We start from the raw sequence: 15,094 nt of genomic DNA on the forward strand, positions 1-15,094 counted from the left end.
TCAGCGCCTTTCGAACACGGGCGCCCGGCGCTCCGCGAAAGCGGCGCGGCCTTCGGCGGCGTCGGCAGTGGCGAAGCAGATGGCCTGCAAGTCGCGCTCGTACTCGATGGCTTTTTCGTAAGGCATCTGGTGGGCGGCGCGCAAGTTGAGCTTGGCAGTCTCTGCCGCGATCGGCGCGCGCGCGGCGATCTGGCCGGCGATTTCGCGGGCGCGGGGCAGCAGGGCGTCCGGCTCGGTGACTTCGCTGACGAGGCCCCATGCCTCGGCGCGGGCGGCGTCGATCATCTCGCCGGTATAGAGCATCAGCGCCGCGTTCGACATGCCGACGGAGTGCGTCAATCCCACTGCCATGCCGCCGCCGCCGATCCAGCCGAGCTTGATCTCCGGCGCGGCGAAGCGGGCATGGACCGAGGCGATGCGGATGTCGCAGGCCATGGCCGTTTCCAGCCCTCCCCCGAGCGCATAGCCGTTGATCGCCGCGATCACGGGCTTTCGGCAGGCCCGCAGCGCGTCGCAGTAGTCCTGCCGGTTGCGGAAGTCCCACGGGGTTGCATAGGCATCGAGAGTCGCGATGTCGGAGCCGGCGCTGAACGCCTTGGCCCCCGCCCCGGTGACTATCGCCACGCGGACCTCGTTCGAGGTGTTGCAGGTGGCCACGGCCTCGACCAGCGCCTGGGCCATGTCCGGCGTCATGGCGTTGAGCTTTTCCGGGCGGTCGAGCGTGATCGTGGCGATGTGATCGGCGATTTCGAAGCGCAAGTTGGCGCTCATGTCTCGGTTCCCTCGATGTGGTGGCGGGCGAATGCGGCCTCGATGTCGGCGAGGACCGGCGCGGCGGGTTCACGGGCGAGCAGGCCTTCGCGCAGGCGGGCGGAGGCTTCGGTCTGGAAGGCGATGGCGCCGTCATGGCGGGGGCGCAGCGAGGCCGCTTCCAGCGTGGCACGGGTGGCGGCGTAGAAGCCGCGCCACTCCTGGTCGACGGCCCGATCGTCCCATGCCCGGCGCAAGGCGGGCTGGCCATCGTGGGCCGGGATGAAGCGGCGCTGGGCTTCCTCGCCCATCAGCCACGACAGATGCGCGCGCAGTTCGTCGGTCACCGTGCAGCGGCGCGATACGGCGATGCCGGTGCCGCCGAGCATCGAGCCGATCCCGGCGCGCCCGCGCGGGGCATCGGCGAAGGCGGCGCCTTCCTTGGCGTAGTTCACGTAGCCGTAGACGAGCGGGACCAGCGCGAGGTCCTCCCCGCCCGACAGGGCTTCGAGCAGGGCGATGGGGTTCTGGTCGATCCGGGCGCGGGTGGCATCGCCCGTCAGCGCGGCCATCCATTCGTAAGCTTCGCGGCCGGTCTCGGGATCGACGAAGCGGTCCCCGGGCCGGTCGTTCGAAGACAGCGACGCCGCGATGGACTGAAAGGTGAGCGCGGCATGGGGGCCGGACAGCGACAGCGCCACCGGTTCACGCCGGGCAAGGTCCACGACCGCCTGCCATGTCGTGGGCGGCGCCCCGATCCGTGACGGGGCATAGGCCATAACCTGGCTTGCCGCGTCGAGGGGCAGCGCCCAGTGCGCGCCCGCATAGTGGTAGCTTGCCAGCGAAGGGCCGATCGCGGCGGTTTCCAGCGCGGCCAGGGCTTCCGCGCCGACGACCTGCGCCATCGGGATCAGGCAGTCCTGCGCCACTGCCTCTCCGACGTGCGGATGGTCGAGCACGATGAGGTCGTAGCGCTCGGCAAGGTCGGCGATGGGATGGGATTCGAACCCTTCGAGCGGATGGCGGTCCCAGGCGATCGACAGCCCCTGCGCGGGCGCGACGCTTGCGGCGGCCGCCTCCAGCGCGCGGTAGCCGCGCGGGTGGTCCCAGGTGAGGCCGCGGTAGGCAGGCCCGGCCGTTTCGACGTCGCTCATGTGTGCTGGCGCACCACGCCGGACTCGATGAGCTGTGCGATGTCCTCCGCGCTGCGGCCGGCTTCGCGCAGGATGTCCTCGCTATGCTCGCCCACCAGCGGCGCGCCGCGCGTGATCGCGGAAGGCGTGCGCGAGAAGCGAATGGGGAAGCCGGGCACTTTGACGCGGCCTTCGGTGGGGTGATCGTACTCGACGAACGTGCCGTTGTGCTTGATCTGCGGATCCTCGACCAGGTCGGCATAGCCGTAGACCGGGCCGCACCAGATGTCGGCGGCGCGGAACTTCTCCAGCCAGTGCGCCGTAGGCTGCCGGACGAGGTGGCCCCGGATGCGGGCGAAAATGGCATCGCGCTGGGTCCAGCCGTCGCGCTCCTCCTCCATGCCGGCGAAGAAGGGGTCGTCGAGTTCGCGCGCCAGCGTTTCGAAGCGCGCCATCGCCAGTGTCATGTAGCCGTCCGCCGTCTCGAACACACCGTAAGGCGCGCGGATGTAACTGTGCGCATGGGGCTCGGCCGAGCGGGTCTGCGGCTTGCCGCCGACGGTGAACACCGACAGCTCCTGCATCTGGATCGTGGTGATGGCATCGAGCATGTTGACTTGCACGAGCTGCCCTTCGCCGGTCCGTTCGCGGTGGAACAGGGCCGCCAGCGCCCCTTCGAAGGCGCTGTAGGCGGCGATGGCATCCACGAGGTACTGGCCGGCGGGGGAAGGCGGCGCGCCTTCGCTCCCGGCCGAGAGCATCGCGCCCGACATGCCCTGCAGCAGCAGATCCTGCCCCGGCAGCATGCGATAGGGGCCGTCCTCGCCGTAGCCCGACATCGAAACGTAGATAAGGCGCGGGTTGATGGCGCTCAGGGTGGCGTAATCGACACCCAGGCGCTCGGCCACGCCGGGGCGGTAGTTCTGGAGAAAGACGTCGGCGTCCTTCACGAGGTCCAGCAGCACGGCCTTGCCCTCGGGCGACTTGAGATCGATCGCCAGCGAGCGCTTGTTGCGGTTGAGCGAGAGGAACGAGACGTTGATGCTGTTGCCCGCCGCGCCGCCCGCCGAGGCATGGCGCTGCCATTCGCCGCTGGTAGGCTCTACCTTGACCACGTCCGCGCCCATGTCGCCCAGGCGCTGGGCGGCGAAAGGCCCGGCCATGGCGATCGAGCAGTCGAGCACGCGGATTCCATTGAGGATCGTCATTTTCTGGTCCTTCAGGACATGGTCCAGCCGCCGTTGACCTGCAGCGTCTGTCCGGTGATGAAACCCGCCTCGTCGGCGGCGAAGAAGGCGATGGCGTGGGCAATGTCGGACGCGGTGCCGCGCCGCTTGATCGCCTGCGCATCCAGCACCGTGCGGTCGTACCCCTCGGGATCGGGGTGGATTTTCTCGGCATCGGTGGGGAAGGCGCCGGGGGCGATGGCGTTGACGGTCACGCCCCAGCGTCCGAATTCTCGCGCCCAGGCGCGGGTCAGGCCGACCAGCGCGCCCTTGGAGGCGACATAGGGGGACAGGTTCGCCCAGCCGCCCGAGAGGGTGATGCTGGAGATGTTGACGATCCGCCCGAAGCCCTTCGCACGCATCCCCGGCAGCGCGGCCTGCACCGCGACGATTCCGGCGTCCACATTGATGCGCTGGACGAACTGGTGCTCCTCGATCGTGTAGTCCTCGAAAGGCTTCGAGGGATAGATCGCGGCGTTGTTGATCACCACGTCGATGCCGCCGTGGCGCGCGGCCAGGGCATCGAGCGTGGCGCGCAGGCCGGGCAGGTCTGCGAGATCGGTGCGCGAGACGGTCAGCCGGCCGGGACCGCGCCCTTCGGCGGCAGCCACGAGAGCGGCGATCTTGGCATCGTCGTTATCGAGCGCGATGACATGGGCGCCGCGTTCGATCAGCAGCAGCGTGGTGTCGAGGCCGAGCCCGCCGGCGGCGCCGGTATAGAGGATGGTGCGGCCCTTCACGCGGCGCTTCCGATGGCGGGGAAATTGCCGGTGGGAACCGGATATTCGTCCTCGGGCTGACGCGCTGCTCCGTCGATTCGCGCGATGGCGGCAGAGACGGCGGCCTCATCCGGCAGGACCCGCAGGACCGTGTCGTAGCGGCGCTCCTCGCCGTGATCGAGCAGGATCAGTTCGCCGCGCTCGCGGGCGAAGTCCTTGCCGAGAACATGGTTGGTGGCCGGCTCGATACCCACCGCATAGTGGCCGGCATGAAGGTTCTGCCACTCGAACATGCAGGGGAACTGATCCTTGCGGGTGGTGACGGAGAAGCCGAACCCGATGGCCTCGTTGACCAGGGCGACTTCGACCCGGCCTGCCGCGTCGGGCGCCATGTCGTGCTGCCAGACCTGCTCGTGGAAGTTGACGATGGGCGCCGGCATTGTCCGGTAGCCCACGCCCTGCCGGCGGTAGTCGTCGGCATGGGCGGCCCAGAGCACTTCGCGCACCGGCGCCACGTAGCGCGCGCCTTCGGCGACGACCGGATGGCCGACGTTGATGTGGTAGCAGAACATGTGCGGCGTGGTGTAGAAGCCGTGGTTCACCACGCGGTCGGTCATGCGGATCTCGTCGCTGCCGAGGTCCGCCTCGATGCGCCGGATGAGGTGCAGGTCCTCGCCGAAAACGGTGGACTGGCGCACCACGCCCTCGGCCCAGAAGGTGCAGGAATCCCCCTCCCAGCGCTCGCCGTAGCCGGTGAGCTGCGCGGGGATGGTGCCGACGCGGCCGTGGAGGGAGGAGGAAACGACCTCGCGCGGGCCGTAGTTGTAGTGGCCTGCCGGATCGTCGTGCATGAACAGGATATGGTCGAGGCCGCAGGTGATGTTCAGGCCCGACATCGAGCGGAACCAGCCGAGGCCGCCTTCACCCTCGTAGTCGTGCAAGGCCGGGTTGCGGAAGCCGGAGGGCGAATGCCAGCCAACCGCGCGTCCGGCGTGATCGCACTCGGCGATGTCCATCGCGCGGTCCACCAGCACCGTGAAGCGCAGGCCGGACCCGGTGCGGAATTCCAGCAGGCGCACGCCGCGCTCGACGCCGTCGCCCAGCGTCATCAGGCGCACGCCCGCGAACTGCGACAGGGATCCGGTACGCTCGGCGAGATGCCGTCTCGACATCTGCGCGCCATATAGCAAGGCCATGCCTGCCCTCTCCATCTTGTAAGACGTATGATGAATACGTAAGGAGATGGGAAGCGTCAACCGGGAGAGTGGAATGAGCCAATTCGTGCGCAGGTGCTTCGCCGTGGACCTGGTGGACGAGCCGGAAATGATCGCGCGCTATCGCGCCTGGCATGCGCCTGGCGGGCCGCCCGCGGCCGTGACCGAAGCGATCCGCGCCGATGGGGTGCGCGATCTCCAGATCTGGCTGGTGGGCGACCGCATGTTCATGACGATGGAGCAGGATGCGGCCATGGCCGCCGATGCGGAAGGCAAGGCGGCGCGCGATGCGGCCAATCCGGAAGTGCAGGCGTGGGACGCGCTCATGCGCACGTTCCAGCGCCCGCTGCCTTTCGCGCCGGACCGGACCTGGGCCGAAATGGAGCGGATCTACGCGCTTTCGGAGCAGCCCTGAAAGCGCCCGCGCACGGTCGAGCCGGAGGGCCCGACCCTGGCGGCTAGGCCTGAGGGCCGCTCGCCCGGCGCCGCGCCCATGACGATTCGATATGTTCGCGCATGGCTCTCGACGCCGCTTCGGCATCGCCATCGACGATCGCCTGGTAGACCTTGCGATGCGCGGCATGGGTGTTGCGGACGTGCTCGACATTGAGCGTGCCCGAATAGCCGTGGGTGTTGAGGGCGCGCGACTGGATGCCGTCGATGATCGCCTTGCTCAGGCGGTCGCCCGACATGCGCATGATCACATCGTGAAAATTCACGTCTTCGTGCACATAGGCCGCGGGGATTTCCACCAGGCTTTCCAGCTTGTCGATCTGGGCCTTGAGTTCGGCGAGGCTCTCCGCCGTGGCGCGCTTCGCCGCCTTGGCCGCCATCGAGGCTTCGAGGGAAGAACGGATTTCCGAAAGGTTGTCGAGATAGGCCAGGCCGTCCTCGCGCCGGAACAGCGCCGCCAGGATCATCGGGTCCAGCAGGTTCCAGTCGCTCTGCTCGCGCACGATGGTGCCGCGTCCCTGCAGGGAGACAACGAGGCCCTTTTCGGTCAGCGCGGTGGTCGCTTCCCGCACCACGGTGCGGCTGACGCCGAAGTGGTCGCACAGCATGTTTTCGGGGGGAAGGGCCGAACCGGCGGGATAGACTTCGGTGACGATGGCGCTGACCAGTTCCTCGACCACCGCTTCCGCAAGGCGCGGACGCCGCCGTGTCTTTGCGGGCGCTCCGAGGCCGACAACCCTATCCTGCATGCTCTTTTACGCCCTTGATTCATGGTGACGCGCGTTCTTGGCGCCTGATTTACGCTGAACCGACTTGACCAAGCGCGTCAAGGGTTGTCAAACGACATAGATCATACATAATACGAATTACGAACAGGCCTTAGGTCAGGGGATTCCCGAATGAAGATCACAGGCTACCGCAGCCTCACCGCCTTCCACGACTGGCAGCGCCCCGTGGGCGACGTCAACGGCATCGTCGAATCGGGCATTACCGAAGTGCCGGTTCTGCTGGTCGAGACCGACGGCGGGCTGACCGGGATCGGGCTGGGATCGCACCGCGAGATCGACCGGCTTTTCCCCGCCGTGGAAGGCGCGGACCCCCGCGGGGTCGCAACGCTCTACGATGCGATGCTCTCGCATGTCTTCAAGAGCGGCCATGCCGGCGCCACGTTCGGAACGATCGCGGCCATCGACATGGCGCTCTGGGACCTGAAGGCCAAGATGGCGGACGAGCCGCTATGGCGCACGCTCGGGGCCGGGGACCGTTTCGTGCCGGGTTATGCCTCGGGCCTGTGCTACGGCCTCGATGACGAGGCTTTCGCGGCGCATTACACCCTTTGGGCCGAGCGCGGATTCACCGCCGCCAAGATCAAGGGCGGACGCGACCTCGACCGCGATATCGCCCGGCTCGAAACGGTGCGCGGCATTCTTTCGCGCAACACCACGCGCCCTGCGGTCATGCTGGACGTCAACGAAGCGTGGAACACCAAGCAGGCAATCCGCCACCTTGCCGAGATCGAGAAGCGCGTCGACCTGACGTGGATCGAAGAACCGGTGCGCCGATGGGACGCGGCCGGGCATGCCCAGATCGCCCGCGCCGCGCGGACGGCAGTGGCGACCGGCGAAAATCTCACCGGGTTGGAGCAGTACGGACCGTTGTTCGATGCGCAGGCGGTGGATATCGTCCAGGCGGGCAGCGTCTGGGGGATCACACATTTCAATCGCGTCGCAATGGCCGCCCATGTACGGGGATTGCCGGTATCGCCGGTGGCCTACAACGCCAATCCGGTCGCGCATGCGGCGGCCGCGCTGCCGAACATGATCGGCATCGAAGTGCAGGACTTCGGCTTCCCGACCGGCTTCACGGTCGACCAGCAGATCGCCGAGGGCGGCATCATCCTCGGTGACGCGCCGGGCCTCGGGATCTCGATCGACGAGGCCGCGGTGGCCCAGTCCGTCACTGCCATCGGCTGGGGCGAGCGCGGCGGCCCACATCGCCGGCCGGCGGGTGCGGGGCTTCGGCTCGTTCCCGATACGCGGCGGGCGGCGGAATGATGCACGGCTCTGCAACCCAGGGCGCAGAGGCCCGAACGCCCTGGGTCCAGGGTGCGGCGCGCTGGCGCCTGCAACTGTCGCTCATGGTGAACTTCTTCCTGCTGATGGGGCTCTACAGCGGCGTGCTGGGGGTGCTGCTGCCCAACCAGATCGCGGAGCTTTCTCCCGCCTCCAAGGAGAACAACCTCGCACTCCTCTTCGCGATCACTTCGGTATTCTCCACGCTGGCGACGCCGATCGCGGGTGCCCTGTCGGACCGCACGCGCAGTCGTTGGGGACGGCGCGCGCCGTGGATCGCCATCGGCTCGCTGATCGGCTCTGCATCACTGTTCGGGGTGTCGATGATGACCGGGTTCTGGTCGCTCATGGTGCTCTGGGTCATGGCGGCGGTGGCCTACAATTCGATGCAGCCGGCGATGACCACGCTGATCGCGGACCGCTTCGCGCCCGAGACGCGCGGCAGTGTTTCCGGCATCGTCGGCGCGGGCATGACGGCGGGGCTGACCGCAGGCACGGTGGTGGCAGGCTATCTCGCCTCGCAGCGAATGCTGGCCTACGGTCTTTTCGCGGGCGCCATCGCCGCATCCTGCGTGGCTTTCGTCGCGCTCAACCGCGAACCGCCCAGCGATGCCCTGCCGCGCCGCCCGATCCACTGGGCCGCCTTCTTCAAGAGCTTCTGGATCAGCCCGCGCGAGCATCCCGATTTCGCCTGGGCCTTCGCAAGCCGCTTCACGATCTACATGGGCTACCAGGCGGTGGCGGCCTACCTGCTCTATATCCTGCGCGACTACGTGGGACTGGGCGACGACGCCTCGAACCTGGCCATTGCCAACATGGCGATGGTGACGCTGGTGTGCCTCGTCGTGTCGTCGCTGGCATCGGGCTGGCTTTCCGACCGTCTGCAGCGGCGAAAGCCCTTCGTGATCGGCGGCAGCCTCTTCATGGGCGCGGCGATGGTTGCGCCGCTGCTGGCGCCCTCGATGGCCGGGATGTGGGTCTACGCGGCGGTGATCGGGGTGGGCTACGGCATGTTCATGTCCATCGACATGGCGCTGATGACGCAAGTGCTGCCCAAGGCCGCGCTGGGTGATGAGGGCAAGGACCTGGGCGTCCTGACCACCGCCGTGAACATCCCGCAGATCATCAGCCCGGTCATGGCCGCGGTCCTGCTCGGGATCTTCGGCGGCGACTACCGGGCCATCTTCATCGCGGCGGTGGTCTTCGTCTTCGGCTCCGCACTGTGCGTGCTGCCGATCAAGTCGGTACGGTAAACATCATACATATGATGTAAGTTGACATGAAAACGATAGCAGGTCATAAGATCTGCAAAGAATTTGGAGGGAGAGTCGAGATGTCGAACGAGGGAAGGTTTCGCAGTGCGGCCAGGTTGGCGCTGCTTTTTTCTGCCGCATCGGTGCTAGCGCTGGCAACTTCGGCACAGGCGCAGGAGGCCGTGGGTAACCAGGGCGCTTCGGAGGCCGCCGACAGCGAGGCCGAGAACGTCATCATCGTTGCGGGCATCCGCGCCAGCCAGAAGGTCGCGATCGACATCAAGCGCGATTCCATCGCGGTTGTGGACTCGATCGTCGCCGAAGATCTGGGCAAGCTGCCCGACCAGAACGTCGCGGAATCGCTCCAGCGCATCGCCGGCGTCACCATCGAGCGCAACCGCGGCGAGGGCCGCTACATCACCGTGCGCGGCTTCGGGCCGAAGTTCAACGCGGTGACCGTCAATGCCCGCACGCTCGCCACCGACAACAACGGCCGCGAGTTCTCGTTCGACGTCATGCCCTCGGAAATCATCTCGGGTGCGGACGTCTACAAGTCGCCCCAGGCCAACATCAACGGCGCCTCGATCGGTGCCACCGTCGATGTGAAGACCCTGCGCGCGATCGACCAGAAGGACCAGTTCGCCATCAGCGCCTCCGCCGGCCAGATGTGGGCGGAGCTGGCCGACAAGTTCAATCCCGAGGTTTCGGGCGTGGCGTCCTGGCGCAATGCCGACAAGACCATCGGCGTGTCGATTTCGGGGGTCTATACCAAGCGCGACACCCGCAACGACGAATTCACCATCGGCGCCGGCCATGTCTATCGCTCCAGCACGGACTCCTATTACAACGCCGGCGGGGTTCCGGGCGCGCGCATCGGGCCGAACGTGGCGCCGTTCAGCCGCGTCTCGATGCCGTCGAACCTCTCGCCGTTCTTCTTCGAGCGCAGCCTCGAACGCTACGGCTTCTCCGGCTCGCTGCAGTTCCGGCCGACCGACACGCTGACGCTGTCGTTCGACGGGCTCTACTCCAAGGCGGACTTCCGCGAGCAGCAGACCGGCCTTGCCTACGACTTCTCCGGCGGCACGCTGGTAGAGCAGGTCGTGGAGGACAACGAGGCTGTCTACCAGCGCTACCAGGGCGGCTTCGTCGACCAGATCCTGCAGTACGACCACCGCAAGGTCATGACCAACCAGTTCGGCGGCAACATCGAGTGGAAGCCCACCGAGACGCTCAAGATGAGCTTCGACGCCTCGCGTTCCAAGGCGGAACGGCGCGGCAAGGAGGACAACCTCTTCACCACCATCCGGCGCAAGAACATCGACTTGTGGTTCGATCGCCGGTCGGGCAGCCCGATCTACGAATATGGCTTCACCAGCCCGAACTACCCCAATGCCTCGACCAACCCCAATGGCATCACCGCGCACTATTACATCTGGGGCGGCGGCACCGATGTCGACGACAAGATCGAGGAATACCGCTTCGACAACGAGTGGAAGGCCACGTCCAACCTTTCGCTCTTCGCGGGCGCCATGTATTCGCGGCGCACCAAGACGCTGACGGGCGACGAGATGCCCTTCGGCGAGCAGTGCGCCTATTGCGGCTCCGACCGCGTCCTGCCGGCTTCGCTGTTCAGCCCGACCAACCGCAACTTCTTCCAGGGCAGCGGCCCCAGCAACATCGTCCGCGACTGGGTGATCTACAGCCCGCAGCAGCTCGTGGGCGTGATCGACCAGTTCGCGGCCGCGGACGGGAAGGCGTTCAACCCGGCGGTATTCTCGCCTTCGGCCTCCTCGGTCGTCGATGAGAAGGTGAAGATCGGCTATTTCATGGCCAACTTCACGACCGACCTCGGCTCGATGCCGCTGACCATCAATGCCGGCGTGCGCTACGAAGGCACGACCTACACCTCGACCGGCGCATCGCGCACGGTCCTTAGCGCCCAGCCCAATGGGCAGGGGCAGAACATCATCGTCGTCTCGCCCATCGTGCCGGTCGGCTTCGAGGGCAAGTACCATGACTGGCTGCCCTCGGTGAACATCAAGCTGGAGGCGACCAACGAACTGATCCTGCGCCTCTCGGCCTCCAAGGTGATGACGCGCCCGACGCTGACCGACCTCTCGCCGCGCCAGTCGATCCAGACGAACCCCGGCAACGAGACGATCAGCCGCGGCAATCCCGACCTCAAGCCGTTCCGGGCCAAGCAGGTGGAGGCCGACATCGAGTGGTACTTCACCGGCAACGCGCTGCTCTCCGCAGCCGTGTTCTACAAGAAGATCGATTCGTTCGTGACGCTGGTGACCACGCCGCAGCTGGTAGACCAGGTGACGTTCCAGGTGACCGTGCCCGACAACGGCAAGGGCGCGACCGTGAAGGGCTTCGAACTCGGCTATCGCCAGGCCTTCACCACCCTGCCTTCGCCTTTCGACGGCCTCGGCGTGCAGACCAGCTTCAACTACACCAAGTCGAACGCGAACTACACGAACCAGGTGGCGGGCGTCTCCTACGGGCTGGAGGGGCTTTCCAAGACCTCCTACAGCCTCGTGGGCTTCTACGAGAAGTACGGCGTGCAGGCCCGCCTCGCCTATACCTGGCGCGACAACTTCCTGCAGGTGGCCTCGGGCCGCAACGGCGAGCCGGAGTATTTCGACGCCTATGGCCAGCTTGACGCGGGCCTGTCCTACGAAGTGACGCCGCAGTTCACCGTGTTCGCGGATGCGCTCAACCTCAACGATGCCAAGGAGTTCATCTACTCCGTCAGCACCGATCGCACCAAGGAGTACCGCAAGACCGGTCGCCGTTTCTCGGGCGGTGTCCGCGTCCGCTTCTGACGATCATCCGTGGTGGACCGGGGGCGCCTGTCGCTTCCGGTCCTTCGCGCATCCGGGGAACATGCATGTTGATGAAGCGCCTGGCTCCGGCCCTGCTTGCACTGGCCCTGCCGGGATGGACGGCGCCGGGATGGACAGCGCCGGCAGAGGCGGCGGCGGCCGCGCAGACCGCCGCCACCAAGCCGCGCGTGATCGTCCTGACCGACGTGGGATCGGACCCGGACGACATGGAATCGATGGTGCGGTTCCTGCTCTACACCAATGAATTCGATGTCGAGGCGCTGATCCCTTCCACATCGCGGCACCTCAAGGATTCGGTCCACCCCGAGCAGATCCTGCGGCGCATCGACGCTTACGAAGCCGTTCTCCCCAACTTGCGTGCTCACGCCAGAGGCTGGCCCTCCGCTGCGGACCTTCGCTCGAAAGTGAAGCGCGGACGGCCCGAATACGGCATGGCGGGCGTGGGTGCGGGCAAGGACACCGAAGGCTCGCGCGCCATCGTCGCCGCGCTGGAAAGCCCCGATCCCCGGCCGCTCTGGATCTGCGTCTGGGGCGGGGCGGTGGATCTGGCCCAGGCGCTGTGGTCGCTGCGCGAAACGCGCCCGGCGGACGAGGTGGCCAGGCTCGCGGCCAGGCTGCGCGTCTACTCGATCTCCGACCAGGACAACGCCGGGCCCTGGGTGCGGCGGCAGTTCCCGGACGTGTTCTGGATCGTCAGCCTGACCGCGCATCGGCATTACAACCTGTCGACCTGGGGCGGCATCTCGGGCGACCGGATGTACTACTTCGACGGCCCGGACTTCACGACCGTATCGAAGGAATGGCTGCGCGAGAACGTGCAGATCGGCCCGCTGGGTTCGCTTTATCCGAACTACGAATTCATCATGGAGGGAGACACGCCGAGCTTCCTCTACCTGATCCCCAACGGCCTCGGGGATCCCGAGCATCCCGACTATGGAAGCTGGGGCGGGCGCTACGGCAAGGTCTCCGAGTGGGACGGCATCTGGACCGACACCAGCGATCTCGTCACCGGGATCGACGGGAAGCCCCGGCAGACCAACAAGGCGACGATCTGGCGCTGGCGCGAGGCTTTCCAGAACGATTTCGCCGCGCGCATCCAGTGGACTCTGCAGTCCGCATTCAAGGGCGCCAACCATGCCCCCACGCTCGTGCTGAACGGCGCCGGCGGCACTGCGCCGGTGGAGATTGCCGCCCGGCCCGGCGAGACGGTGCGTATTTCCGCGGCAGGATCGCGCGATCCCGACGGCGATGCGGTGGATTACATCTGGTGGCAGTACCGCGAGTCCGAGGCGGTCAACCGTAACCCGCGCGTCGAACTCCAACGCGGAGACCCCGTCGAAACCCGTTTCGTGGTGCCCGACGTGAGCGAGACAACCCGCTTCCACGTCATCCTCGAAGCCCGCGACAAGGGGGCACCCGCGCTCACCAGCTACCGGCGCGCGATCGTTACGGTAAGCCCCCGGCGCTGACGGCTCGGGCGCCTGTCAGAGGTCCGGGCGTTTCGCCGGCTGGCGGCAGGGCATGCGCAAAGTGAAGCGGGTTTCGACGGCGTCCGACGCGGCCGTGAGTTCACCGCCGTGGGACCGCGCGATTTCGAGCGCGATGTGAAGGCCGAGGCCCAGGCCGCTCTGACTGGATCTGCCGGGCCCGCGCACGAAGGGTTCGAACAGGCGGCTCATGGTTTCCGCCGGGATGGGATCGCCGCCGTTCACCACCGAGAGTTCGAAGATCCCGTCCCGCGTGAAGGCGCCGAGGCGAACCGGTCGATCCGCGGCGCCGTGCGTCAGCGCATTGCCGAGCAGGTTCGACACCAGCTGGCCGAGGCGGCCGCGATCGGCCTCGACGGGGGCGTCGATCTCGATCAGGGCCTCGATCACGCGCGGGCCGGCAATGGACCGCATTTCGGCAACGACCTGGTGGAGGACCGGTGAAATGTCCGTATCCTTGTCGGGAACGATGCCGATCCCGTCCCCGAGTCGGGCCTTCGCGAAGTCCATGACGTTGTTGATCAGCGCTGATGCGCGCGAGATGCTGCCGTCCATCAGGCCCAGGACTTTGCGGCCGCGTGGGCTGATCGGTTCTTTTTCGAGCATGCGCAGCCCGCTCGTCAGCGAGGCGAGGGGGTTGCGCAGATCGTGACCCAGAACCGCGATGAACTGCTCGCGAAAATCGGAGGCGGCTTTCTCTTCACGCGCGTCCGCTTCCGCCGCCGCCCGCGCCGTGCGCAGGTTCTGTTCGTAGCGGCGGCGCTCGACGGCGTTGGAGATCGTGATCCGCACGAACAGGGGATTGCCGTCGGCATCGCGGCGCTCGGCGGCATTGATGAGGACGGGCAGTTTATCTCCGCCCGCACAGGCCAGGTCCAGCGCGACTTCGGTGAACGATCCCTGCATCCGCAGAAGCGGGGCGAAATGGGTTTCGTAGAAAATCTTGCCGCCCATCGTCAGCAGATCGGAGAGACGCTTGCCCTTCAGCGCCGAGGGCACGGTTCCGATCCAGTCCGCCAATGTCTTGTTCGCACGCAGGATGCGGCCGTCCTTGTCGGCGGAAATGTAGCCGCAGGGGGCGTTTTCGAACAGGTCCTCGAGATCGTCCAGCCCGGCCTGATCCTCGATGGCGGTTCGTTCTTCTCCGCTCAAAGGAAGCTCTTGATCGCTGCGATCGTCTCTTCAGGGGCGCTCAGGTTCGGGCAATGCCCCGTGGCTTCGAGGATCACGAGTTCGCTGCCGGGAATCGCGTCATGGACGAATTCGCCCACGCTCAAGGGCGCGATCACGTCGTCGCGGCATTGCAGGATCAGGGTTCGGGCCTTCACGTTCGCAAGGTCTTCGCGATTGTCGGACAGGAAGGTCGTGCGGGCGAACTGCTTCGCGATGGCCGGATCGGTGCGGCAGAAACTGTCGGTAAGCTCCTGCCCCAGTTCCGGACGGTCCGGATTGCCCATGATCGTGGGGGCCATCGCCTGCGACCACCCGAGATGGTTGCTGTCGAGAAATTCCAGCAATTCGGCGATCTGGTGCTCGGCGAACCCGCCGACGTAATCGCCGTCATCGATGTACCGCGGCGAAGGACCGACCAGGACCAGGGTATCGAACAGTTCAGGCGCGCGCTGGGCCGCGATGATGCCGATCATCGCGCTGACCGAATGGCCGACGAAGATGCCGTTCTCGACACCGGCCGCGCGCGCCAGCGCGATCACATCGTCCGCATAGCCCGAAAGCTCGCGGTGCCGCTGGTCATAGGCCGAAAGGTCGGAGCCGCCGAAGCCGATATGGTCGAACAGGACCACCCGGTAATCGTCTTCGAAGGCGGGGGCGACGAAGCGCCACATGTTCTGGTCGCAGCCGAACCCATGGGCGAAAAGCATGGTGCTGGTGCCCGAACCGCTGATCCTGGCATTCTGGCGATCGAACACTTGCGACATA

13 protein-coding genes are annotated in these 15,094 nt (G+C 66.6%); 5 read left to right on the forward strand and 8 right to left on the reverse strand.

All coding sequences use genetic code 11. The annotated features are described in order from the left end of the window. From AC1VV3_RS15735 to AC1VV3_RS15755, 5 genes are read right to left on the reverse strand one after another with little or no spacing between them, the layout of a single operon-like run. Positions 1-771: an enoyl-CoA hydratase/isomerase family protein gene (locus AC1VV3_RS15735; protein ID WP_132266946.1), complete on the reverse strand. Its 771-nt coding sequence runs from the start codon at positions 769-771 to the stop codon at positions 1-3. Then, a complete protein-coding gene (locus tag AC1VV3_RS15740) occupies positions 768-1,904 on the reverse strand; it encodes an extracellular solute-binding protein (RefSeq protein WP_482962799.1) in 1,137 nt (378 codons plus the stop codon). The genes AC1VV3_RS15735 and AC1VV3_RS15740 overlap by 4 nt, the downstream gene beginning before the upstream one ends. Further along, positions 1,901-3,091, reverse strand: coding sequence for a CaiB/BaiF CoA transferase family protein (locus AC1VV3_RS15745; protein WP_314466825.1), 1,191 nt, complete (start codon positions 3,089-3,091; stop codon positions 1,901-1,903). Before AC1VV3_RS15745 ends, AC1VV3_RS15740 begins: the two co-directional genes overlap by 4 nt. An 11-nt stretch (positions 3,092-3,102) precedes the next feature. Next, the gene (locus tag AC1VV3_RS15750; RefSeq protein WP_482962800.1) at positions 3,103-3,849 is read right to left on the reverse strand and encodes an SDR family NAD(P)-dependent oxidoreductase; all 747 of its coding nucleotides are present in this window, start codon (positions 3,847-3,849) and stop codon (positions 3,103-3,105) included. Then, on the reverse strand, positions 3,846-5,024 hold the full coding sequence (locus AC1VV3_RS15755) for an aldose 1-epimerase family protein (RefSeq protein WP_482962801.1): 1,179 nt from the start codon (positions 5,022-5,024) through the stop codon (positions 3,846-3,848). The genes AC1VV3_RS15750 and AC1VV3_RS15755 overlap by 4 nt, the downstream gene beginning before the upstream one ends. A gap of 73 nt (positions 5,025-5,097) precedes the next feature. On the opposite strand from AC1VV3_RS15755, the gene AC1VV3_RS15760 reads away from it, so the two are divergent. Continuing rightward, the gene (locus AC1VV3_RS15760) at positions 5,098-5,457 is read left to right on the forward strand and encodes an L-rhamnose mutarotase (protein WP_132266937.1); all 360 of its coding nucleotides are present in this window, start codon (positions 5,098-5,100) and stop codon (positions 5,455-5,457) included. Between the two features lie 43 nt (positions 5,458-5,500). Here the strand turns inward: AC1VV3_RS15760 and AC1VV3_RS15765 are convergent, their stop codons facing one another. After that, positions 5,501-6,244 (reverse strand): FadR/GntR family transcriptional regulator, encoded by a 744-nt coding sequence (locus AC1VV3_RS15765; RefSeq protein ID WP_442046035.1) that lies wholly within the window; start codon positions 6,242-6,244, stop codon positions 5,501-5,503. A 150-nt stretch (positions 6,245-6,394) separates the two neighbouring features. On the opposite strand from AC1VV3_RS15765, the gene AC1VV3_RS15770 reads away from it, so the two are divergent. The 4 genes from AC1VV3_RS15770 (at position 6,395) to AC1VV3_RS15785 (ending at position 13,138) form a co-directional block, all read left to right on the forward strand. Further along, positions 6,395-7,549, forward strand: coding sequence for a mandelate racemase/muconate lactonizing enzyme family protein (locus AC1VV3_RS15770; RefSeq protein WP_482962802.1), 1,155 nt, complete (start codon positions 6,395-6,397; stop codon positions 7,547-7,549). Further along, entirely contained in the window at positions 7,549-8,820 is a 1,272-nt protein-coding gene (locus tag AC1VV3_RS15775; protein ID WP_442046037.1) for an MFS transporter, read from the forward strand. The genes AC1VV3_RS15770 and AC1VV3_RS15775 overlap by 1 nt, the downstream gene beginning before the upstream one ends. Positions 8,821-8,900: 80 nt before the next feature. Beyond that, a complete protein-coding gene (locus tag AC1VV3_RS15780; protein WP_482962803.1) occupies positions 8,901-11,648 on the forward strand; it encodes a TonB-dependent receptor in 2,748 nt (915 codons plus the stop codon). A gap of 65 nt (positions 11,649-11,713) precedes the next feature. Continuing rightward, positions 11,714-13,138, forward strand: coding sequence for a DUF1593 domain-containing protein (locus AC1VV3_RS15785; protein ID WP_482962804.1), 1,425 nt, complete (start codon positions 11,714-11,716; stop codon positions 13,136-13,138). 15 nt (positions 13,139-13,153) lie between these two features. Here AC1VV3_RS15785 and AC1VV3_RS15790 read toward each other — a convergent pair whose 3' ends face one another. Beyond that, positions 13,154-14,308: an ATP-binding protein gene (locus AC1VV3_RS15790; RefSeq protein WP_482962805.1), complete on the reverse strand. Its 1,155-nt coding sequence runs from the start codon at positions 14,306-14,308 to the stop codon at positions 13,154-13,156. Continuing rightward, positions 14,305-15,093 (reverse strand): alpha/beta fold hydrolase, encoded by a 789-nt coding sequence (locus AC1VV3_RS15795; RefSeq protein WP_482962806.1) that lies wholly within the window; start codon positions 15,091-15,093, stop codon positions 14,305-14,307. Before AC1VV3_RS15795 ends, AC1VV3_RS15790 begins: the two co-directional genes overlap by 4 nt. Position 15,094: the final 1 nt, after the last annotated feature.

The sequence above is a fragment of the Novosphingobium sp. BL-S-34 genome (assembly GCF_056857015.1).

Coding starts and splice junctions, on each gene's coding strand:
- AC1VV3_RS15775 (WP_442046037.1), top strand. CDS start 7,549: ATGCACGGCTCTGCAACCCAGGGCGCAGAGGCCCGAACGCCCTGGGTC.
- AC1VV3_RS15795 (WP_482962806.1), bottom strand. CDS start 15,093: ATGTCGCAAGTGTTCGATCGCCAGAATGCCAGGATCAGCGGTTCGGGC.
- AC1VV3_RS15755 (WP_482962801.1), bottom strand. CDS start 5,024: ATGGCCTTGCTATATGGCGCGCAGATGTCGAGACGGCATCTCGCCGAG.
- AC1VV3_RS15740 (WP_482962799.1), bottom strand. CDS start 1,904: ATGAGCGACGTCGAAACGGCCGGGCCTGCCTACCGCGGCCTCACCTGG.
- AC1VV3_RS15760 (WP_132266937.1), top strand. CDS start 5,098: ATGAGCCAATTCGTGCGCAGGTGCTTCGCCGTGGACCTGGTGGACGAG.
- AC1VV3_RS15745 (WP_314466825.1), bottom strand. CDS start 3,091: ATGACGATCCTCAATGGAATCCGCGTGCTCGACTGCTCGATCGCCATG.
- AC1VV3_RS15785 (WP_482962804.1), top strand. CDS start 11,714: ATGTTGATGAAGCGCCTGGCTCCGGCCCTGCTTGCACTGGCCCTGCCG.
- AC1VV3_RS15780 (WP_482962803.1), top strand. CDS start 8,901: ATGTCGAACGAGGGAAGGTTTCGCAGTGCGGCCAGGTTGGCGCTGCTT.
- AC1VV3_RS15770 (WP_482962802.1), top strand. CDS start 6,395: ATGAAGATCACAGGCTACCGCAGCCTCACCGCCTTCCACGACTGGCAG.
- AC1VV3_RS15735 (WP_132266946.1), bottom strand. CDS start 771: ATGAGCGCCAACTTGCGCTTCGAAATCGCCGATCACATCGCCACGATC.
- AC1VV3_RS15765 (WP_442046035.1), bottom strand. CDS start 6,244: ATGCAGGATAGGGTTGTCGGCCTCGGAGCGCCCGCAAAGACACGGCGG.